Genomic DNA, 19,318 nt, shown 5'->3' with positions numbered 1-19,318 from the left:
TGGGCAGATAACGGAATCAATCATCGCTCCCTTCCCCCTCCCTCCGTTCCTCGGGGACTGGCCCTGGCGCGGATGACAGGAATTGCGGGGACGTTCCCGGCGATGACGAGCGGGCGAAGGCGAGCTAGGAAGGGAAATGGCTTTCTCGTTCGACTATCTCGATGAGCTCAATCAGCTGCTGCTCGCACAGGGCGACGACTGCATGCTGCTCACCCAGCTCGACGGCTTCCTCACCGGCGTCATCGTCAGCCCGGACCTGATCGTGCCCAGCCAATGGCTTAAGACGGTCTGGGCGGGAGACGACGGCGAGGGCATTCCCACGTTCGCCGATGCCGGCGGCATGCAGCATTTCATCGATCTGGTGATGCATCGCTACCATGAGATCCTTGCATCGCTGGCACAGCCCGGCACATTCGAGCCGGTGCTGGAAATCGACACCCGGACCGACGAGACGCTGTGGGAGATGTGGATCGAGGGGTTCGGGCAGGCGATGGACATCTCGCCTGCCGGGTGGCTACGGGTTCTGGCCGACGATGACACCGGATGCAGGGCGGCGATCGAGGGCGTCCGGACATTGCGCGCCTTTGCCGACGGGACGCAGAAGCTCACGCGCGCCGAGGAGGATCGCTGGGATACCGAGGCGCCCGACCTGATCCCCATCTGGGTGGAGATGCTCCATCAGTGGCGGCTTGAAAATGATCCGCACCGGCCTTCCAGCATCAAACGCCAGAAGATTGGCCGAAACGACCCCTGCCCCTGCGGATCGGGGCGCAAGTACAAGAAGTGCTGTGGCCTGAACTGAGAGGCCAAGGCGGGACCGGGAGAGGCCCGGCCCCTGCGATCTTCACGCGGCGCGCGGCAGATTTTTGACTGTCGCGTTATCGGATTCGTCGGCCGACCGGGATGGAATATGTTCTCCAGGACAAGTAACAATGGAACGTTTAGCCTTACATAGGTCTCCGGAATCATCATGTGCTTGCCGGTAATGACCAACCTATTGCGCACCAAATCTCAATTCCGCCGGTCGACCTGAAAGTGCTTTTTTTGGTCAGATCATCGAAAATTTTCGAGGTCGGATTTCCCGCCTAACCTTCGCCATTATTTCAAAAGTACCCTGCTCCTTTCGGCAATTTTTGCGGAGTTCTTCGTAAAAGGACAGATGGTGAATTGTGTTATGGGTCTACTGGATTATTCTATTTTCTTTCAGATTATGCCAGACCTGATATTGGCGTACATCTGTCGGATAATCATCCTCTTTTCCATTTAGCCAAAAGTCCAGCCATTGGATGTTTCGTCGATAAACCGCCAGCCGATGCCCGGGCTCGATTTTTATATGTCCCTCGTCAGGGTAGACAAACATGTCGACCGGCCATCCACGATGACGCAACTCTCGATAGGTACCCAACGCCATCCGATATTCCGCAGCGGACGCCTGGATGAGAATCGGGAGAATCTTGGGATTCAGAGCATTGGCGAGGGATCCGGAGCGCCAGAAGGCCGCGCCGTTGGCGTTCGTGGCTGGATACCCCGCCTGTACATAATAGTCGTCCAGTGCAGATCCGGCGATTTCGAGCGCAAAAGGCCCTTCGCAACATGTACTGAGGATCGCAGCCGAAAACAGGGTGGAATGCGAGAGAGCAAATGTAGCGGTCACTGCGCCGTCGCTGAGACCCGTAATGGCGACCTTCGTTGGATCGATGATTTTCTCCACGTCGAGCTGATGGATTATTCTCTCGAGGGAAGAGAGGTTACTCCGTCTGTCGGCAAAGTTGCGTAGGTTGAATTGGTTGAATTCATCCTCGCTACGTGGCGCCATGGTGTAGGCGAACCATGGAGGTCTGTTGAAACTCAACACGGCGAAACCACGCGCAGCCAGAGCCTGAATCGGATACTCATCACCAGTCCCACCACGTAGGAAGCCCTTCGAATCATATTGGACGATTACCAGTGGGAGGCGCCGATCCCCTTGATATCCCGGCGGAAGGACGAGATCGCCAAAGGTGGAAATCCCAAAATCATTCGACCACTCCAGCCTGCGGACTGTACCCAGCGAGAATCTCTCGAAATCCGGATTGGGGTCGAAGATGCGGTGTCGAGCCCCATTTCGCGTCGAGATGGCGACCAGGGTGCGCGGCTTGGTGGCAGTCTCTTCCGCGCAAAGAAGGTCGCTATCGGCTAATTTGCATCCAAAGATCGAGTCTGCCGTGGCAAGCAATAACCGCGGGCTTCCGCGTCGGGGCATCCAGGCGTAGAACTCCGTCCGCCCGTCCGCCACACCGGCTCGGCGCTCGAAGTAAAGCGTTTGCCCATCCTTTGACCACCAGAGTCCTTGAACGTTCGAACATTTCGCCTGTGAACATGGCACTATTTGACCATCCACACGAAGCGCCAGTGTTGGCTTCTCGCCGAAGATCTGACCAGACGAGGCAGACCAGGCGACGCTGTCGCCCGACGCGAAGACCGCATAGGCGACAGCTCCCTCTGGCCAGGTAGACCAAGGCCGCAGCAACTGGACACTTTCCTTCGGCGGCGCAACTTCCGTTCCGTCCGCTGATCTGATCGCTTTGTGAACAAGAGGAACATTCGCCGAAATCAAAGGGCGGTCGCTGTATAGCGGTCGGAAGCGACTATCGTAGTGATATCCGTCGCGACCCTCAGCCTCGATGGCTTTACGGGCGGCTGTTCTATCTGGACGAGACGAATAGAGAATTGTTGAGCCATCCAGCTCCCAGGCCAGCTCTTCAATATCGACATCAGACGTAGCCAAGCGATGCGCTGACCGATCTGCTAGGTCAAATCGCCAGATTTCTGAGCGGTCCAGAAAGTTTTTCGTGTAGGCGAGATGGGTGCTATCAGGCGACCATCTTATCAGAATATTCTTGGGTATGCCTTTGGGAACCTCGGCTGCTCCATATGCGGTGCTGTAAGCCGCAACGATCTTTCCGCCGTCATCGATGACAGTAGGAGATTCGCCCCGCCTCGCAGGTGCAAGCACAATGGCCGTGCAATAGTCGTTCGTCGTTGAATCAGCTTGGCGAATTTGCAAGGCGATCCATTTTCCGTCGGAGGATAGTTCAAAAGGTTCGGAAGTGATTGCTACCCCCAACTCGCCAAAATCCCGCAGACGAAGGAGATCATCCGAATTGATGGCGCGATGTTCCGAAGCTTCGGCTGTGGCTGGTCTTGGCAGCGTACAAGGCGTTACCTGGGCCTTGGCTTGGGAAATGTGGGCGCATGATGCGAGCGCCAAGACGCAACTCGCGTGGGCTGCGAAACGAGACCGTGTCATGATGAAACTTTCGGGAGAGTGAGCGACCTGCCGGACTTGTTCGTTACCAGTCCTTCGAGAGCGTCAGGCTTATGAAGCGACCAATGGCCGAGAAATTGGTCGAATCGTAGTTCACATAGTCGAGGTAGCCGCTCGTCGGCGCCGCATAGGGCGGGCGCTGATTAAATATGTTCTGCACGCTGAGAAGAGCGCTTACGCCGTGGAATGGTCCTGCGGGGGTGGGAAGCTCATATCTGATCGATCCGTCAAATGTCGTTTGTGAGGAAATCTTGGCGACCGTCGTGGACCGCGTATCCTTCAGGCTGCTGATGTGATTGACATAAAGCATCGATGTGAAATTGCCGTCGGTCCATCCGATGCTTCCGCGCGCCTTGAATCTTGGAGGATTAAAGATAATGCCCGCCATATCCAGCGCTGTGCTTTCGCTGGTCAATTTCTGTTTCGACCAGAGCCAGGCTCCATTGGCGTTCAGCAGCATTGCTGACTGAGTGCCAATATCGATCCGATAATCGGCAGTCAGGTCGATGCCATCGATTTTCTGTTTTGCAGCATTCACGTAGCGATTATTAAGGATCGCGACGACATTATTCGGACCATCGGGCGTCGTATAATTATAGAATAGGTCTGCATTGGCGATTGTTTGATCAACCAGCGTCTGACTGGGGTCATAGGTGACATATTGCTCGTAATCCGGGTTAGACAGCGCCTGATAGACAGCCGTACCTGCTACTGGCTGCACGACGCGGTCCTTATACTGCACGTTGAAGTAGCTGACCTGAAGGTTGAAGCCCTTGATCCACTCTGGATGCACTGCGATGGAAGCAGACCAGGAAGTGGCTTTCTCCGGCTTTAGGTCCGCGTTGCCGCCAGACTCTATGAGCATTGTCGATCCGACGGGAAAGCGCTCTCCTCCAAATGTATCGGCAGTGTACAACTGGGCGTAAGTTGCAGCCCGAAGATCATTCAAGAGCGGGGCCTTGAATGACTTTCCCCATGACGTCTTTATGTCGATGGATGGGGAAACTCCATATACGACGCCAAACTTCGGCACGGCGACATTGGCAATGCCCGGATACCGTTCGTATCGCACGGCGGCGTTTGCTGAAAGACTATGAAGGAGAAGGCCGCCTTGACCGGGCTCAACGAATGGCAACGACAGCTCAGAAAACGCATAATAGCTTTTGACCGACCCAGCGGAGTCGGCTCTCGATGCGGAGTACCGCGTGGAGGTATAATGATTGTTGCGATAACCTCCACCCACAACGATGCCGATAGGATTAGCGATAATTCCCGGTATTCGCCCCGATACAAAGCCCTCGATATTGGCCAACTCGTTACAATAGCAGCCACGGATGCGGCTCGTCTGCGTGCCCTCGTACAGTCCTATTTGGTCGAACTTTGTGTCGCTCCGCCCATAGGTTCCCCCTAAGCTAAAATGCCAGTCGGGTGCTATTTTGATTTTAAGCGACGGGGATATCGAGTAGGACTCGGTTTCTGGAGAGTTCTGGTAAATATCTCCGTAAACCAATTCCTCCTGTTGAAACGACGTTCTGCGGCTGTAGGTGGCGTCGATTGAAATATCGGCAAACGATCCAATTGACTGATGGCTGGATATGATTGCATTTGTTTGCTTTATTTCGGGATACAGGGTGGTCCCCTGCGGCATATACTGCGTGAAGCTGCGATCATGGCTGTATATTGCGGAATTATAGTCATGGCTGACAGCAGCCATTACTCCGCCCGTTTGCCATGTCTTTCCTATCACGGCACTGTATTGCTGCTGAACATCGCCCCCCGATGTTGCTGCGCCTAGTCTTGCTACCAGGGTTGCTCCATCGAAATTACGCTTCAGTACGACATTCACCACACCGCCTACGGCATCCGAACCATAGATGGCTGAAGCTCCGTCCGCGACGATATCGACGTGGTCAACAGCGGCAAGAGGAATGGTACTGACGTCTACGGCTTGTACCCTTGCACCGTACGAAAGCCGATGGCCGTTCATCAACGTGAGCGTTGCATCGCCTCCCAGTCCTCGAAGATTGGGAGAAGAGCCAGAGCTCACATTGCCGTTGCCACTGCCGGTAGTGCCACTCATGACACCGGGGTTCTGCCCCCCGGCAAAATTCTGCGGCAACGAACGTAGTACTTCGCCAAGCTCAGCCTGCCCGGCAAGCCGCATTTGCTTGGCATCAAGATTAATAGTTGGAGAAGCGGAAGCTCCGCCTACGATTCGCGATCCGGTCACGACGATATCGGCGCTTTCGCTATCGGCTGCCGGCCGCACGGTCTGTCCATCGGCTGCAGATGTATCTGCCCGGATCGTGATTATGCTGGTCGATCCCGTGGACGAGGCTACTAACCCCGATCCTTCAAGAAGAAGGCGAAGAGCTTCCGCAACCGTGTAGCTGCCACGTACCAGGCGGGTGCGTCTCCCACGAAGGCTGCTTCCGCTGGCGACGACTTGGATGCCTGCTTGTTTGGCGAACATGGGAATGCCGCGTGACGCTGGCTGTGCCGGCACGTTGAATGTCCGCGTCTGGGCCAGCGCAGGATTGAGATTCACCGCAAAAGTGAGCGCCGCAGTGCTCGCCCAGAGAAGCTGCTGTACCGATGGTCCGAATTTTCCCCGCATTCGTTATCTCCCCCGTCCGCATGGACTGCGGCCCGATGAAAATAGGACGGTCGGGCAGCGTCTTTCCGATGGTGGCCATCGAAAAAAGTTCACGATTCACCGGGAGAGGTGGATGATATTGTCCTGGATTGACATTTTTGCCGCCATCGTCGCTTCGATGGCTTGGCCAAACCCTTCGGGTTGGTCGACGCGAAAGTAGCCGACTAGCGATTCCCGACCCAAAGCCGGGGTATCGATTACGATTTTGCGCGCGTTATAACGATTGAGTTCAGCGACCGCATAATCCAGGCTCTCGCCGTTAAGCGCCAGTTCCCCGGTGCGCCAAGACAAGGCCCGGTCGATCATGTTACCGGCCGATGCAACCTCGATCGGCTTGGCATCGGCAGCTACGAAGCTTTTCGATCCGGCGGCAATTTGGGTGCGTTGGTTCTCATGACCCTCCACCCAGACTTCTACCAAGCCTTCGGTCACGAGCACGTCGGCGCCATCATCGCGGCGGCGTACGGAGAAAGCCGTGCCGACTGCCTTCACCCGGACTGTGCCGGCTTCGACCACGAAGGGGCGGTTCTTGTCATGCGCCACTTGGAACCAGGCTTCACCGTCGTTCAGTCGGACATCGCGGCGTTTGTCCACCATGACCACCGCCACGTCGCTGGCGGTGTTGACCGACGCCACCGATCCGTCCGGCAGTGGCACACGCCGGATTTCTCCCAATGCGGTCCTGATCTCGATCGGCGCAGGTCGCGTGAGGATGAAGCCGGTGACGCTGGCTGCGGTCAGTCCGGCAAGCGTGCTTCCGCCGATCAGAAAACGGCGGCGCGTCCAGACCGGTGAATCATCGTCTTTGGGTGCTTCCACAAACGTATCCGCCATGGCGCGGCCGCGATCCAGATACGCCAGCGCGGCCTCGGCGCGCAGCAATGCGCCTTGCCGCCGCTCGTCGGCATGCAGCCAATCGTCGAGGGCCTGCTCCTCCGTAGAGGTCAGCGCCCCTTCGCCAAGCCGGACCGCCCAGCGCGCGGCGTCGTCATCATTCATTGCGCTGCTCGTCACGTTCACTTTCTTTCCTGCTCCCTCGCCGGGAAGGCATCGCTTCCATGCTTTCTCCCGCGATTGCTTTGAGTATCAGTTTGAGGCCGCGTATCGCCTGTGCCTCTACCGTATGTTCCGGAACGCAGAGCCTTTCGGCGATCTCACGCTGCGGCACGCCTTCGATTCGGCGCATTTCGAAGATCACGCGGCACCGTTCCGGCAGTTCCGCGATCAGCTGCCGGACCCGCTCCAGTTCCTGACGCGCGCTGGCCCGCCGTTCCGGGCCCGGATCGTCGTCGGCCAATGCCAGCATATCGGCTTCAGTAAGACTGTCGATCCGCACGATCCGGTCATGCCGGATACGATCGAGCAGCACGGATCGCGCGGTCGAGAAGAAATAGGCCCGGCCGCTGCGAATGTGCGAGACATCGTCGAGCCGGGCGATCTTCACATAGGCATCCTGAACTATGTCCCCGACCTCGTCTTCCGGCACAGCCATCCGCCTGAGCCGGGCGCGCAGATCCGCCTCGTGGGGAACCACATGGCTTCCCACCCAGGCGACAATCTCGCGCCTGTTGCGCGTCACGTCAGCGGATCCATATACTTGATCCTGTTTGCCATCATCTCAGAAGACGGTCGACGGCTCTATTTCCGATCGAGCGCTTAAGATATTTTTGAGTAGCTCAGCGGCCCTTCGGTATGGATCGAGGGCATCCGGACATTGCGCGCCTTTGCCGACAGGACGCGGAAGCTCACACGCGCCGAGGAGGATCGCTGGGATACCGGAGGGCCGACCTGATCCCGATTTGGGTGGAGATGCTGCATCGGCGGCGGCTGGAGAATGATCCGCATCGGCCGTCCAGCATCAAACGCCAGAAGATTGGTCGAAACGACCCCTGCCCCTGTGGATCGGGGCGCAAGTACAAGAAGTGCTGTGGCCTGAACTGAGGGGACAAGGCGGGACCGGGACAAGCCCGGTCCCTGCGATCTTCACGCGGCGCGCGGCAGAGTTTCGTCTGTTGTGTTATCGGATGCGTCGACCGACCGGACGGGCATGTCCGCATCGGCATTCGCCACTTCATCATCGGCATCGGCTTCCCCTTCGGCGGGACCAAATCGCATCTGCTCGGGCAGCCAGGCGAGCGCCCGTTCCTGAATTTCGGGCTCGATGACCACGTCGCCGCCAAACAGCCGCTCGGCCGATGCGGCAAGGTCGTGCTTCTTCGAACCCGAATAGCGTACGCGCAATTCCTTGCCGCCGATCTCCTCGAAGAGAGCCAGGATGCCGGGCCTGGTCAGCTTGTCGAAGAAGGTCAGTGCGGTGGGGCGCCACCAGGCAGCCACATCGATGCCGAGCTTGCGACCGAGATGGTTGAGGAAGTCGGTGCCCTCGCGGCCATCGGGAACGGCATGGAGCGTGCGCGCAATCGCCCATCCGAGCCAGGCCGCCCGCGCTTCATCGCCAAGCGCGCAGAAGGCATCGTAACGCTCCTCAAGCCCTGAGTAGCCGGTCCAACTGCGATCGAGCGCCTCTTCCAGCCTGCGCCATTCTGCCGCCGCCGCGGTCTCGGGCTTGAAATCGGCAAGAAGCTGCGGCGCCGGCGCGGCATATAGATCGCTCGGCAGGATGCAGGGCATATGCCGGCATTCCCGCTCGACCATGAGGAAGGTACCGAGATCGAGCGCGAATGCCGGGTCGCTGGCGACATGGACGGCCAGGAGCTCGGTCTTCATCATCGCCAGCATCTCCCGCAGGCGCTGGCTCATGGCGGGCGCGGTATCGATCGCCGCACCGGAGCCGCTGAGCCCGTCGGCAGGTTCGGCGTCTTCGTCATCGCTCTCGTCGGCACCCGTGTCGGCAGTGGGTGCGAGGTAGAGCTGATGATGGATCTGCGGGGTTCCATCGGGTTTCAACACCACATAGCCGAGCGCGGAGGCTTTCTGTTCGGCGTCGAGCACGGGCGCACGTTCGGTGATCGCACCCAGTTCAGCCTGGAGGTCGGCATAGCGCTGCGCCTCATCGCCTTCGGGCTCATAGGTTTCATCCCCCGCGCGAAGGTCGATGCCCGCGATTTCCGCTTCGATCTCCTGTTTACGCGCTTCCTGGTCCTCGGTGAGAGGCTCGACAGTTCCGCTCAGCGGTTGCAGCGCGAAGGTCGCCATGTAGGGAACGTGCTCGGCGGCAACGACGCGAACTTCGGCCAGCCCTTCACGCTGACGGATCGCCTCGGCCTGCGCGGCGAGCTTCTCTGCGGCCAGGTCGTCGAGGATATGGGTATCGATCCAGCGCTCATCGGTAGCGGTCGAAAACAGATCCTGGTCTTCGACACGCCCACCGGCGGCGATATAGGCGTCGCGACCGACCAGCAGTGCCCTGGGATCATCGGCACGGTAGCTGTAGGTCTTGAGCGCCCGCCGGATCTCGTTGACGTTATCGCGCGAAAAGCCGGTCCGCAGCGATTCCCACACCGCCATCTGCCGGCCCGTATCCGCGGTCGTGGCATAGGCCTTGGCGACGTCGAGCGTGATCTCGTCGCCCTCGAGCGCGGCGAAGATCGGATCGGCGAGATTAGCCAGGCGCAGGCGGCCCAGCACGAAGCGTTCCTCGATGCCGAAGCGCCGGGCGATATCCGCAGGGCTCAGCTTTTCCACCTCGATAAGGTCGCGGAAAGCGAGGCAATCTTCGGCAGGAGAAAGAGCCTGCCTTTCGAAGTTCTCGACGAGGCTGATCTCGCGACCGTCCTTCGTATTGGAAAGGACCAGGACGGACACTTCATGGTCGGGCCGCAGCCGGCCCTTCTCGATCAGGCGGTGAATTGCGTCGAGGCGCCGGCCCCCGGCGGTGACACGGTAATGTCCCTTCTTTCGGGACACCGGCACGCCAACGAGGTTCTGCAGGAGGCCGTGCGCGGCGATACTGGCTTCCAGCTCGGCATCAGCGCGCGGATCGGTCCGCTTGCGCACGTTGATGGGCGACTTGGCGAGATGGCTCGCGGGGATGAGAAGGGCTGGTTTGATCATGGGATAACTCCTGGAGGAGCGGCGGCCCGCACAATCAGGCCGCGCGCGCTGCCCCCTTCCCCCTCTCCTTTCCGGTCGCGCCTTTTTGGGTCGTGACCATGGGGTGCTGCGCGGCTAAGGACACGGGCTACGCCATTTTCCAGGAGACTCGTCATGAACAATTCCGAACTCGCAGAAGCGCTGGCGGCGGCGCTCGGCCTCACGAAAGCCGATGCACGCCAGGCCGTCGACAGCGTCTTCGATCTGATCACCGATGCCGCCGCGAAGGGCGAGGAGATTTCGCTGAACGGCTTCGGCAAGTTCAAGATCAAGGATTCCCCGGCGCGCGAGGGCCGCAATCCGGCGACCGGCGAGACCATCGCGATCAAGGCATCGAAGAAGCTGAGCTTCGCCCCGGCCAAGGCGGTGAAGGATCGCCTCAACGGCTGATGGGTTCGCTGCCCCGTATCTCGTGACGCGGGGCAGCCTCCTCTCGTAGGCATCTCGTCAGGCCGCGCGCAGCCGGGTGGCGAGCACATCGGCCCAGTCATTATGACCGGCGGGCGGCCAGATGCTGCGGATCTCGAGGTCCCGCCTGGCATAAGCTTCCAAAGCGCGCTGGTGCGCGGACCACCCGGGCCCATCCCTGTCGAACAGGAGTACGAGCCGTTCGAGACTGTCGGGCAGGAGGATATGCGCGGCGCGCTCAGCGCCCAGCGTGGCCCAGACCGGAAGCCGGTGCAGCCGCATGGCAGCAAGCGCGGTCTCGATCCCTTCGGCGAGACCCAGAATCTCGTTTGCGGGCGCCAGCTGGACCGCGCCGCGACCGGGTCGTCCCAGCATCATGCGAGGATCGGTCAGGTCGTTCGCGAGAGTGGATGACACTGGATCGAGGAAGGACCGGTGGACAGCGACGATCCGGTGCCTCTCGCGCACCGCGGCGATCAGCGCCGGGCGGAACACCACGTCGCGGCCATGTCCGTGCGGCGTGCGCGCGTTAAAGCGCAGGTCTTGCCACGGCGGCTGGAGCAGGCGCCCGGACAGGTAGGTGTCGGCGGGGGTACCGATGGGCGGAACAGATGCCTCCCATACGCGCAAGGCTGGACCCGGTCGCGGTGCGGCCTGGATCGAGCGCGGTAACGGAACGTCGGGAGCCGGGCGGGGAAGAGGCAGATGCAGCCGACGGATCGCGTGGAGGACAGCCATTGTGTCACAGCCTGCAAAGCATTTGAACAGCAGGGCGCGACGCCCAACGCGGATGGAGAGGCTCGGATGATGGTCGTCGTGAGCGGGACACAGGCAGAGTCCCTGTCCATTCGTCCATCTGCCGCCGAGCCGTCGGCACAGCCGTTCACCCTCGATCTCGAGGTCAGGTGCTGGGGCCATGATGCTCGTTTCCCACCTGGCCGGCGAATATCTCGCGCGGCATGACCTCGACACCATGAACATCAGGAACGCATGGATCGTGCCCCGGTAATCCCGCCGGAGTTTCCCGGGAACGGGTAAGCAGATGAACTGAGCTGGGGGATATGCGGATATCGGCAACGGGCGACATCCAGTGGAAGCTTCGCATGGCGATACCTCGTTTCGTTCGCCGTTCGCCCTCCCCCTCCCTTTCGTCGCATCCCGCTCGCGCCCGACTCGAATTGACGTCGGCGTAAAAAGCGAGTCGTCGCCCGTACGAACCGGGTTAATAGATTTTAACCGTCTACCGTTGCCTTAAGGCTACATATCGTTGATTCCCTTGACCAATCGCCTGTTTGACCTGTCATCAGGCGGATCGGAGAGGTATAGTTTGAAGCGGCATGTGATCGAATTCGACACCGTTACCGGCAAGTATAGCCGGAAGATCGGATACGACGCGCAGCAGGAAAGGTGCGACTTCATATTGCCCGAGGAGGGCGACGGGAAATGCCCTTGGTTACAGACCATTCGGACAAGATGAAGCTTCTCAGCCGGCGGCATGGCGACTGCCTGCGCGAAGCGGCGAAGAGCTATTCCGCCAAGGAAATCGGCCTGATTTTGGGTCTGTCGCCCAGCACCGTGAACAATCTCATATTCGAGGCGCGCCAGATATTGGGCGGGGTTTCCCGCAGGGTCGCAGCCCAGATGTTCGTGGCCTGGGAGGCACAAAATGCCCCATCAGAATTCCAACATTTATTGCCCCCTCATTTATTGCCCCTAGGCGAGAACCGCGATTCCTGCCCTGATGTGCGTGTTGACGAACCCACGGACACACAGACACAGGTAGCGCAGGCAGTCGACAGCTTCGCGGAGGAACAACGGCCTATGGCCAATGGAAACCGCTCTCGCTCGTTACGCGCCCTGCGTGATCTGGCTCCCGTCCGTACAGCAGGGAGGCAAGACAATGACCTGACCGGATCATATACGCTGATCATCTTTGTGATCCTGATGGCGGCGTTGCTCGTCATCATAGGTTCCGCAGTGTCGCTGCTCTCGGCGCTCAACACTCTCGTGAGCCAGTAGGGCAGCATCTATCCCAAAACCCCTATTCTTGAACCTGTCCGTGAGGATGGGAAGGAGCAAACATGCGCGCTCAACGCCAAACCATCGCCCGAAACGTCGCTGAACGTCTCTTCGCCGCTGAAGCGGCCCTCGATATTGCCGCCGCCCGGATTGCCGAACTGAATGCGGCGCTTCCCCTGGCTCGCCTGGACGCCCGTCTCTCGGCGGCCATCGGCCAGGAAGCCTTTGCCAGTTCCGCCTCGGCCATGGTGCTCGTGGCCGAAACGCGCGAACGGATCGTCGCGACCCACGCCAATCTCAAACAGGCCAGCGACGACATGGGCCTGACCGAGGTGAGCTATGGCGACCTGCTCAAGGTCAGGGGCGCTATCTCGGAGCCCGCCGGCCAGCACCTGCGGGCGGTATGATTGCCCGCGTCTCGTGATTGACGAGCTTTCACAAATCATGTTGCCATGGGTCATGACGAGACAAATCCTGTTCTCCGCTCTGCTGGTCGTCAGCAGCGGCTATGCGTTCGTGAAAGGGGGCCGTCCCGAGCAGATCGGGGCGGCAACCCTCCTTGGAGGCGCCGGTCTCAGCGTTCTGGCTGCATCGCCCGCCATTCACCGCTTCGAGCACGTCGAGACAGGTATTCTTCTGACCGACCTGGCTATCCTGGGAATATTCCTATGGCTATCCCTTCGGAGCAATCGCTTCTGGCCGATGTGGGTCGCAGCCATGCTGGCGGACGAGGTCATCCTCCATGTCATGCTGCAGACTGTGCCGAATGTCGTGCCGCGCGCTTACATGCATGCGATAGCGGTATGGAGCTGGCTGGCGCAGATCGTCCTGATCGCCGCGACATGGCGTCATCAGGACCGGCTGAAGCGCAGGGGTGCCGACGCGCCCTGGAAGAGCTGATCGGGCTCACCCGGCCCGACCGGGCCCGCGAACTGGCTGATCGTCTCTTCACCCGGTTCGGGTCACTGGGTGGCGCGCTGGCGGCGTGTCCGGCTGAGCGGATCGAGCTGCTCAACCACGCCATGGATGTCGAGCGAACATTCCGCTGCTTCCAGCGCGTGCTGAAGCAGATGCTATGGTCCGCCCTGATCCGGCGACCGATATTATCGAGTGATCAGACCCTTCACGACTATCTGCGCGGCAACATGGCCTATGAGCGGGTCGAGCATTTTCGCGTGTTGTTTTTGAACGCAGGTAACGAACTGATCGCCGACGAGGTCATGGGGATCGGGTCTGTTTCCGGTGTTCAGGTCTGGCCCCGTGAAATCCTCAAGCGGTGCCTCGACCTGAATGCGACGGCTATTCTTCTCGCGCATAATCACCCGTCAGGATCGCCCGTACCTTCGCGGGCGGATCGGGATCTTACAGAGAAGATCGCGAACGCAGCCCGATTTTTTGGTATCGTCGTGCACGATCATCTCGTCGTCGCGCGCCGCGGAATCGTGAGCTTTCGCGAGGCGGGGTGGCTGAAATGACGCTCCTCTCTCCAGTCCATTCCGCGCGCTACGGGCCGGGTGCAGGACAATCCGCAATCAGGAGCGTCGCTGCGCGATACATTGGTCCGGCGGATTGGCTGAGCCTTGCTACAGAACCCGATAAGCAGATGGACATATCAATGCACGTCCGGCTCGAAGTGTTCAACGATGCGAAGAAGCGCGTCCCGAACCTCTTCGACATCGACGCCGAGTGTCTCCGCAATGGCCGGGACAGGCTGTTTCTGGCGGAAAAAGAGGTCGACGGCCTCGGCTACATAGGGCGGCTCTTCGCGCAGTATCGCTTCAAGCTTGCGGGTATGGCGCGCAAGCTGCCGTTTGCGTTGCCAACGGGTATGCGCACCACGCGCACGAAGAAGAAATTCGCGAAACGCGGTCAGGATTTTTTGTGTGGGCATGGCAGGTTCCACGCTGAAAATGAGGAAAACTACAGATCATCTGTCTTCCTCCTCCCGCTCCACTTCGCGAGACGCCGAAAATATGACGTTCGCCCTCAAACATAACGCCGAACATGGCGCGATCAATGGATGCGTTGAAAGGAAATTTCCGAACATGAATTAAGGAGGCATACGATGTTCGACAGGGACGACTACAAGCAGATAGTCAGTGTTCTGGGGGAGACGTCAGACGATAACCGGGTCTATGAAGCCCTTGAACGCCTGACTTTCGTTTTGGGATTCGACCGGTTCGCGATCAGCCATCATGTCGATCTGCTGCACCCGCCGGTCGGCGCTTATGGTCTCACCAATTACGACAGCGACTGGCTGAATGAGATCATAAGCGGACAGTATTTCCTCGATGACCCGGTCCAGATCTCATGCGACGGGCGAAACACCGGCTTCCTCTGGCCCAATCCCCGGATGCTGAAAACGCTCACGCCGCGTCAGCGCTACATCTTCGAACAGGGTGCGAAGCGGAACCTGCGCGGCGGTTACACGGTACCGATGCACCTTCCCGGCGAATATGCCGGAAGCTGCACTTTCGCCACCTCCCAGCTTGACACAGTGCCATCCGAGGCGATGCCTGCCGCCTTCTTCGCCGTGTCCTTCGCCTTTGAAGCGATGCGGCGCGTCGTAAGGCTCCGGGCAGGTCTTGAACTCCCCGCGCCGCCCAAGCTCAAACCCCGAGAGCGAGAAGTGTTGATCCTGCTCGGGCGCGGCAAGACCTATGGCGAGATCGCGGACATCCTGCACCTCTCGGAACATACGACGCATGAATATGCCAAGCGGATCATGCGGGCCTATGGAAATATCCAGCGCAACAATCTGATAGCACGCGCCCTGTTCGACGGCATCGTCACCTATCCCGAGTTGCTCTCGATGCACTGATCAAGTCCCAGTTCCGGGTACAGACTCGCGGTGTCCCTCACACCGATGATGCTCCCTGCCGATTCCGGCCACACAGGGAGCATCACCATGATCCGGATTTTCGAAGGACACGAACCGCCGGGCGCCAACCCGGTTCTCGACGCCATGCATCATGCGCGCAAGCGGGTGTTCGTGGACCTGCTAGGCTGGGACGTCCCGGTGGTCGCCGAAGCGTTCGAAATCGACCAGTTCGATGATGACCACGCAATCTACATCGTCGTCAGCGATGACAGCGGTGCCCATGAGGGATCCATCCGCCTGTTGCCCAGCGACCGGCCGCATGTGCTGGGGACGATCTTTCCTTCGCTATGCGACGCAAGCGTGCCCGTTGGCCCGCAAATCTTCGAACTGAGCAGGCTATGCCTTTCGCGCGGCCTGCGGGCCGCCAGGAGGCTGGAAGTCCGCAATGCGCTCGCGACAGCCGTGGTTCAGTTCGCCCTCCAGCGCGGCATCGCCGGGTATAGCTGCGTTGCCGATTCCAGCTGGCTCAGCCAGATCCTCTCGCTGGGCTGGACGGTTCGGCCACTGGGTATACCGCAGATGATCTCGGGTCTGCCGACCGGCGCCCTCCTCATCGAAATCGATGCCGACACCCCTGCCAAGTTGCGGGCGGCCGGAACCCACGTTCCGATGCGCATACTTCCCACCGCGGCGATCGATCGCAAAGCCGCCTGAAGGGAGATGGTCATGACCCTCATTGCTATCGACAGCCTGCAGCGCGACATCGCGCACTATGGCGACCAACTCGACCGGGACGGCTACTGCATCGTCCGCGGTGCAGCCCCGCGACTTCTGGTCGAAAAGCTGGGCGATGATCTGCGGGCCGGTTTCGAAACCACACCGCTCTCGCGAGGGCCCTTCTACGGCGACACGACGCGGCGGTTTCATGGGCTTCTGCACCGTTCGCCGCGCGCTGCCGGTTTCGTTCTCGATCCCCTAATCCACGGTCTTGCCGAGCGAATTCTCCGGCCCTGGTGCGATACGATCCAGCTCAACCTCACCCAGGCGATCGAGATTGAACCGGGCGGCCTGCCACAGCCCCCGCACCGAGACCAGGACATGTGGCCCATCCATGCGCCCGGCGTCGAATATCTTCTCAACGCCATGTGGCCCTTTTCCACTTACACGGCCGAGAATGGCGCAACGCGGGTCTGGCCGGGCAGTCATCGGCGCCAGGATGAAATCTTCATCGGCATGGAGGAGGCTGTTCCTGCAGAAATGGAGCCGGGTGATGCCCTGCTGTTCCTCGGATCCACCCTTCATGCAGGCGGGGCGAACGTGACCGCGACGCCGCGGCGCGGGATGATCATCAGTTACAGTCTCGGATGGCTCAAGCCTTACGAACTGCCGTGGCTTGCCTATCCGCCACATGTCGCTCGGTCACTGCCGCGCGATGTGATGGGCCTTGCTGGCTACCGCGCCCATCGGCCCAACCTCGGCACTTACGAGGGGCGCTGCCCCTCGCTGCTGCTGGATGAAGCGCAGAACGGTCCGGTCGGCGCAATCGACATGCTTCGCCCGGATCAGGAGGCGCTGATCGCCGACTATCGGTCGGGGCTCCTGCCGGTCGCTCCCGCCCCGCTTCGGACCAGGGCTGGGTAAGCGCCATGGATCAGCGACAGCGCATATGCGAAGCGCTCAAGCAGCAGCACCGCCTCGCTGAGCTCAAGCTCGGGCTCGAAAGGCGGCAATGGCCAGAATGGCTCATGGTGATCGATCTCTATCGCGCGAAGGAGCAGGGGATGAGAGAGGGGTTCAAGGCACTCGCCGCGACATCCGGGCTCTCAACCGCGACGGCCTTCCGCCGCACGGTGGAGATGATCGATGCGGGCATGTTGGACCGTAAGGCCGATCCAGAGGACCGGAGGCGAAGCCTTGTTTCGCTATCGGACAGGACCCGGTGCCGGATGGATCACATTATGGATGAGTTGGGAGATATTTTGAAAAACTGACTGGGACGCAAGCGACGAATATCAAACCCGTCGGCCCCTTGGGATAGGCGGGTATTGATCATCAGGATATTCATCCAGAGGGACAAAGAGCTCACTTGGGTTGATATTTAAGGCGCTCGCTAGCCGCTCCAGCGCTTTCACTGACGGGTTACGATTTGCGCATTCAATCCCGCTGACATAGCTCCGCTTCATTTCGATCGATAAGGCAAGCTGCTCCTGGGTCATTCCCTGCAGCTTGCGATGATGCTTCACATTTCGGGCGAGGATACGAACCAACTCCATGAAATGGAGATGGCGATACTCGCCAACCCATGTCTGTCCCTTAATCGTGCCATTTGTGATTGCGTCATGGGGCTCTAGGTGGTTATCATGTAACGATAAGGAGGCATTTGAGCGCCAAAAGCGGGTCCAGTCGCTTGTAACTCAGGAGCTTCCCAGCGTGAGGCGGTGGAAGTGGATGACGGTCAATCTCTTAGCGGTGCAGACGAAACAGATGGTACGATTGATAGCGCGAGCCACGATGTAATCGTCCAACTCTACTGTGAAGAAAGTCGGTGGCTAACGCGGTACTTCTATCGCAATTCAATATCCGCAGCGGAAGCCGATGAGCTTACCCAAGAGACGTTCGTTCGGTTTATTCGAAGTGGCGCAGTTAAAATTCTCACGACGCCCCAAGCCTATCTACGCCGTATTGCTATCAATCTGCTGCGCGACCGCGCAGATCTCTCTGCAACCCGCGTGGATAATAGGAAAAGTCCTTTGTCGGATGCTGACGACATCCCTACCCCATTCGATCCGCTTCGAATTTTGACTGCTCGCCAGGACATCGCTCTTTGTGAGAGGCTGCTGGAGGAACTTGACCCCTTCGATCGCGAACTGTTTCTTCTCAACCGAGTGGAAGGGTATAGTTTTCGCGAGATCGGGCGGCGCAAGGGACTGAATGAGTGGGCGGTGAAGAGAAAGATATTCAAGGTGTTGGACCATCTGTTGGACGGGATGGAAGGCCAATGACGGACGAAGAACCGGGCTTGCTCACCCTCAGCCAGCAGGCACGCCGCTGGGCGATGGCGGTCCGCGAGAACCCGGCACGAAAGCCTGCTGCTAGGAATTGGTGCGCGCAGTCGCCCGAGCACCAGGCCGCATTCGACGTCGCCGACGCCGCGATATCGAACATCGTTGATCCCGCATCTGTGAGATTTCGCGAACGTCAAAACAGTCACAAGAGCGACAGCCGGCCCCGAAGGCCCTGGGCAAAGTTGGCGATCGCCGCATCGCTCGCCGCCATCCTTCTGCTGGGAGCGCATTTTGTGCTTGGTCAGAATTTGCGTTCGCCCTCCGCACCTACGCCGATTGCATCCTCCGACGGGAAGTATGACGATCCGCCGCTTATCTTCACGACCCGAAAAGGTGAGGTCAGAAATATCACGCTTGCGGATGGCTCGGTAGTGACGCTCGATACCGATAGCCGGTTGCTCGTCTGGATGCATAGGGACCGCCGGGACGTCACGCTCGATCATGGCCGCGCCATCTTCGCCGTTGCTCATGATGTTTCGCGCCCTTTCACCGTCACCGCGGATGGCGGCACTACCACAGCGCTCGGCACGCGGTTCGGTGTGGAACGGCGCGCGCATTGCCAGATGAATGTGGTATTGTACGAAGGGCGTATCGCAGTCACTCCGCCATGCGAGACACGCAAGCCATCGGCGTCGGCAGCGAAGAGCTACCTTCAACCAGGCGAACGGATACGCTACTCTGGCACACCCACGGTAACCGGTAATGCTGTCACCGAACCGGCGCCGGCCAACGACGAGCAATGGACAATCGGCGTGAAGAGCTATGACGATGAGGCCGTTAATGTGATCCTCGCCGAGGTGAACCTCTATTCCGACGTCAAGCTGGTGGCAGCTTCTCCAGAAATTGCCGCGATGCGGGTGAGTGCGGAGTTGCATATCCGCAATCCCGAAAGTGTGGCGAAACATCTTGCTCGCGCGCTTGGCCTTACCGTTGAAAATCAAGGGTCGGACAGGCTCGTACTGACAAAATAATTGGCGGAATGCTCGCCG

General features: G+C 59.6%; 21 protein-coding genes. 13 read left to right on the top strand and 8 right to left on the bottom strand.

Translation table 11 applies throughout. The annotated features are described in order from the left end of the window. Positions 1-136 precede the first annotated feature (136 nt). Entirely contained in the window at positions 137-802 is a 666-nt protein-coding gene (locus tag V7066_RS15220) for a UPF0149 family protein (RefSeq protein ID WP_334183853.1), read from the top strand. 378 nt (positions 803-1,180) lie between these two features. Here V7066_RS15220 and V7066_RS15215 read toward each other — a convergent pair whose 3' ends face one another. The 4 genes from V7066_RS15215 to V7066_RS15200 all read right to left on the bottom strand — a co-directional run bounded on the left by V7066_RS15215 (position 1,181) and on the right by V7066_RS15200 (position 7,497). Then, positions 1,181-3,250, bottom strand: coding sequence for an Atxe2 family lasso peptide isopeptidase (locus V7066_RS15215; RefSeq protein ID WP_279728000.1), 2,070 nt, complete (start codon positions 3,248-3,250; stop codon positions 1,181-1,183). 82 nt (positions 3,251-3,332) lie between these two features. Continuing rightward, a complete protein-coding gene (locus V7066_RS15210) occupies positions 3,333-5,924 on the bottom strand; it encodes a TonB-dependent receptor (protein ID WP_279728001.1) in 2,592 nt (863 codons plus the stop codon). 96 nt (positions 5,925-6,020) lie between these two features. Continuing rightward, on the bottom strand, positions 6,021-6,983 hold the full coding sequence (locus V7066_RS15205) for a FecR family protein (RefSeq protein WP_279728002.1): 963 nt from the start codon (positions 6,981-6,983) through the stop codon (positions 6,021-6,023). Continuing rightward, the gene (locus V7066_RS15200; protein WP_334183906.1) at positions 6,955-7,497 is read right to left on the bottom strand and encodes an RNA polymerase sigma factor; all 543 of its coding nucleotides are present in this window, start codon (positions 7,495-7,497) and stop codon (positions 6,955-6,957) included. Before V7066_RS15200 ends, V7066_RS15205 begins: the two co-directional genes overlap by 29 nt. Before the next feature lie 158 nt (positions 7,498-7,655). Here V7066_RS15200 and V7066_RS15195 point away from each other — a divergent pair, with 158 nt between their 5' ends. After that, complete coding sequence (locus tag V7066_RS15195; protein WP_334183852.1) at positions 7,656-7,904, top strand: SEC-C metal-binding domain-containing protein; 249 nt, start codon at positions 7,656-7,658, stop codon at positions 7,902-7,904. 42 nt (positions 7,905-7,946) lie between these two features. Here the strand turns inward: V7066_RS15195 and V7066_RS15190 are convergent, their stop codons facing one another. Beyond that, a complete protein-coding gene (locus V7066_RS15190) occupies positions 7,947-9,977 on the bottom strand; it encodes a ParB/RepB/Spo0J family partition protein (RefSeq protein ID WP_279728004.1) in 2,031 nt (676 codons plus the stop codon). A 153-nt stretch (positions 9,978-10,130) separates the two neighbouring features. Between V7066_RS15190 and V7066_RS15185 the strand changes: the two genes are divergently transcribed. Further along, on the top strand, positions 10,131-10,406 hold the full coding sequence (locus V7066_RS15185) for an HU family DNA-binding protein (RefSeq protein WP_010336351.1): 276 nt from the start codon (positions 10,131-10,133) through the stop codon (positions 10,404-10,406). Positions 10,407-10,463: 57 nt separating this feature from the next. On the opposite strand, the gene V7066_RS15180 is transcribed toward V7066_RS15185, so the two are convergent. Further along, positions 10,464-11,162, bottom strand: a complete 699-nt coding sequence (locus V7066_RS15180; RefSeq protein WP_334183851.1) for a DUF7146 domain-containing protein — start codon at positions 11,160-11,162, stop codon at positions 10,464-10,466. Between the two features lie 705 nt (positions 11,163-11,867). On the opposite strand from V7066_RS15180, the gene V7066_RS15175 reads away from it, so the two are divergent. The 4 genes from V7066_RS15175 to V7066_RS15160 all read left to right on the top strand — a co-directional run bounded on the left by V7066_RS15175 (position 11,868) and on the right by V7066_RS15160 (position 13,918). Beyond that, a complete protein-coding gene (locus tag V7066_RS15175; protein ID WP_279776597.1) occupies positions 11,868-12,443 on the top strand; it encodes a LuxR C-terminal-related transcriptional regulator in 576 nt (191 codons plus the stop codon). A 62-nt stretch (positions 12,444-12,505) separates the two neighbouring features. Next, positions 12,506-12,850, top strand: a complete 345-nt coding sequence (locus tag V7066_RS15170; RefSeq protein ID WP_334183850.1) for a hypothetical protein — start codon at positions 12,506-12,508, stop codon at positions 12,848-12,850. Positions 12,851-12,863: 13 nt separating this feature from the next. Beyond that, complete coding sequence (locus V7066_RS15165) at positions 12,864-13,343, top strand: hypothetical protein (RefSeq protein ID WP_279728009.1); 480 nt, start codon at positions 12,864-12,866, stop codon at positions 13,341-13,343. Further along, positions 13,247-13,918 (top strand): JAB domain-containing protein, encoded by a 672-nt coding sequence (locus V7066_RS15160; RefSeq protein ID WP_279728010.1) that lies wholly within the window; start codon positions 13,247-13,249, stop codon positions 13,916-13,918. Before V7066_RS15165 ends, V7066_RS15160 begins: the two co-directional genes overlap by 97 nt. A 137-nt stretch (positions 13,919-14,055) precedes the next feature. Here the strand turns inward: V7066_RS15160 and V7066_RS15155 are convergent, their stop codons facing one another. Further along, a complete protein-coding gene (locus tag V7066_RS15155) occupies positions 14,056-14,334 on the bottom strand; it encodes a hypothetical protein (protein WP_279776125.1) in 279 nt (92 codons plus the stop codon). Between the two features lie 174 nt (positions 14,335-14,508). On the opposite strand from V7066_RS15155, the gene V7066_RS15150 reads away from it, so the two are divergent. The 4 genes from V7066_RS15150 (at position 14,509) to V7066_RS15135 (ending at position 17,255) form a co-directional block, all read left to right on the top strand. Continuing rightward, complete coding sequence (locus V7066_RS15150) at positions 14,509-15,264, top strand: helix-turn-helix transcriptional regulator (protein WP_279728012.1); 756 nt, start codon at positions 14,509-14,511, stop codon at positions 15,262-15,264. 87 nt (positions 15,265-15,351) lie between these two features. Then, positions 15,352-15,978, top strand: coding sequence for an acyl-homoserine-lactone synthase (locus V7066_RS15145; RefSeq protein WP_279728013.1), 627 nt, complete (start codon positions 15,352-15,354; stop codon positions 15,976-15,978). 12 nt (positions 15,979-15,990) lie between these two features. Further along, positions 15,991-16,905, top strand: coding sequence for a phytanoyl-CoA dioxygenase family protein (locus V7066_RS15140; protein ID WP_279728014.1), 915 nt, complete (start codon positions 15,991-15,993; stop codon positions 16,903-16,905). A 5-nt stretch (positions 16,906-16,910) separates the two neighbouring features. Next, positions 16,911-17,255: a MarR family transcriptional regulator gene (locus V7066_RS15135; protein ID WP_279728015.1), complete on the top strand. Its 345-nt coding sequence runs from the start codon at positions 16,911-16,913 to the stop codon at positions 17,253-17,255. A 21-nt stretch (positions 17,256-17,276) separates the two neighbouring features. On the opposite strand, the gene V7066_RS15130 is transcribed toward V7066_RS15135, so the two are convergent. Next, positions 17,277-17,537: a helix-turn-helix domain-containing protein gene (locus V7066_RS15130; protein ID WP_279728016.1), complete on the bottom strand. Its 261-nt coding sequence runs from the start codon at positions 17,535-17,537 to the stop codon at positions 17,277-17,279. A 171-nt stretch (positions 17,538-17,708) separates the two neighbouring features. Here V7066_RS15130 and V7066_RS15125 point away from each other — a divergent pair, with 171 nt between their 5' ends. Both V7066_RS15125 and V7066_RS15120 read left to right on the top strand, forming a co-directional pair. Beyond that, the gene (locus V7066_RS15125; protein WP_279728017.1) at positions 17,709-18,266 is read left to right on the top strand and encodes an RNA polymerase sigma factor; all 558 of its coding nucleotides are present in this window, start codon (positions 17,709-17,711) and stop codon (positions 18,264-18,266) included. Then, positions 18,263-19,300 carry a FecR family protein gene (locus tag V7066_RS15120; protein ID WP_279728018.1) on the top strand — a complete coding sequence of 346 codons (1,038 nt, stop codon included), beginning with the start codon at positions 18,263-18,265 and terminating at the stop codon, positions 19,298-19,300. The genes V7066_RS15125 and V7066_RS15120 overlap by 4 nt, the downstream gene beginning before the upstream one ends. Positions 19,301-19,318 lie beyond the last annotated feature (18 nt).

Source organism: Novosphingobium sp. (assembly GCF_036820275.1).
In the GTDB taxonomy this organism is placed as follows: domain Bacteria; phylum Pseudomonadota; class Alphaproteobacteria; order Sphingomonadales; family Sphingomonadaceae; genus Novosphingobium.
This window is presented reverse-complemented; position numbering and strand designations above follow the sequence as displayed.

Coding starts and splice junctions, on each gene's coding strand:
- V7066_RS15220 (WP_334183853.1), top strand. CDS start 137: ATGGCTTTCTCGTTCGACTATCTCGATGAGCTCAATCAGCTGCTGCTC.
- V7066_RS15210 (WP_279728001.1), bottom strand. CDS start 5,924: ATGCGGGGAAAATTCGGACCATCGGTACAGCAGCTTCTCTGGGCGAGC.
- V7066_RS15195 (WP_334183852.1), top strand. CDS start 7,656: ATGGATCGAGGGCATCCGGACATTGCGCGCCTTTGCCGACAGGACGCG.
- V7066_RS15190 (WP_279728004.1), bottom strand. CDS start 9,977: ATGATCAAACCAGCCCTTCTCATCCCCGCGAGCCATCTCGCCAAGTCG.
- V7066_RS15185 (WP_010336351.1), top strand. CDS start 10,131: ATGAACAATTCCGAACTCGCAGAAGCGCTGGCGGCGGCGCTCGGCCTC.
- V7066_RS15180 (WP_334183851.1), bottom strand. CDS start 11,162: ATGGCTGTCCTCCACGCGATCCGTCGGCTGCATCTGCCTCTTCCCCGC.
- V7066_RS15175 (WP_279776597.1), top strand. CDS start 11,868: ATGCCCTTGGTTACAGACCATTCGGACAAGATGAAGCTTCTCAGCCGG.
- V7066_RS15170 (WP_334183850.1), top strand. CDS start 12,506: ATGCGCGCTCAACGCCAAACCATCGCCCGAAACGTCGCTGAACGTCTC.
- V7066_RS15160 (WP_279728010.1), top strand. CDS start 13,247: ATGGAGCTGGCTGGCGCAGATCGTCCTGATCGCCGCGACATGGCGTCA.
- V7066_RS15155 (WP_279776125.1), bottom strand. CDS start 14,334: ATGCCCACACAAAAAATCCTGACCGCGTTTCGCGAATTTCTTCTTCGT.
- V7066_RS15150 (WP_279728012.1), top strand. CDS start 14,509: ATGTTCGACAGGGACGACTACAAGCAGATAGTCAGTGTTCTGGGGGAG.
- V7066_RS15145 (WP_279728013.1), top strand. CDS start 15,352: ATGATCCGGATTTTCGAAGGACACGAACCGCCGGGCGCCAACCCGGTT.
- V7066_RS15140 (WP_279728014.1), top strand. CDS start 15,991: ATGACCCTCATTGCTATCGACAGCCTGCAGCGCGACATCGCGCACTAT.
- V7066_RS15135 (WP_279728015.1), top strand. CDS start 16,911: ATGGATCAGCGACAGCGCATATGCGAAGCGCTCAAGCAGCAGCACCGC.
- V7066_RS15130 (WP_279728016.1), bottom strand. CDS start 17,537: ATGGAGTTGGTTCGTATCCTCGCCCGAAATGTGAAGCATCATCGCAAG.
- V7066_RS15120 (WP_279728018.1), top strand. CDS start 18,263: ATGACGGACGAAGAACCGGGCTTGCTCACCCTCAGCCAGCAGGCACGC.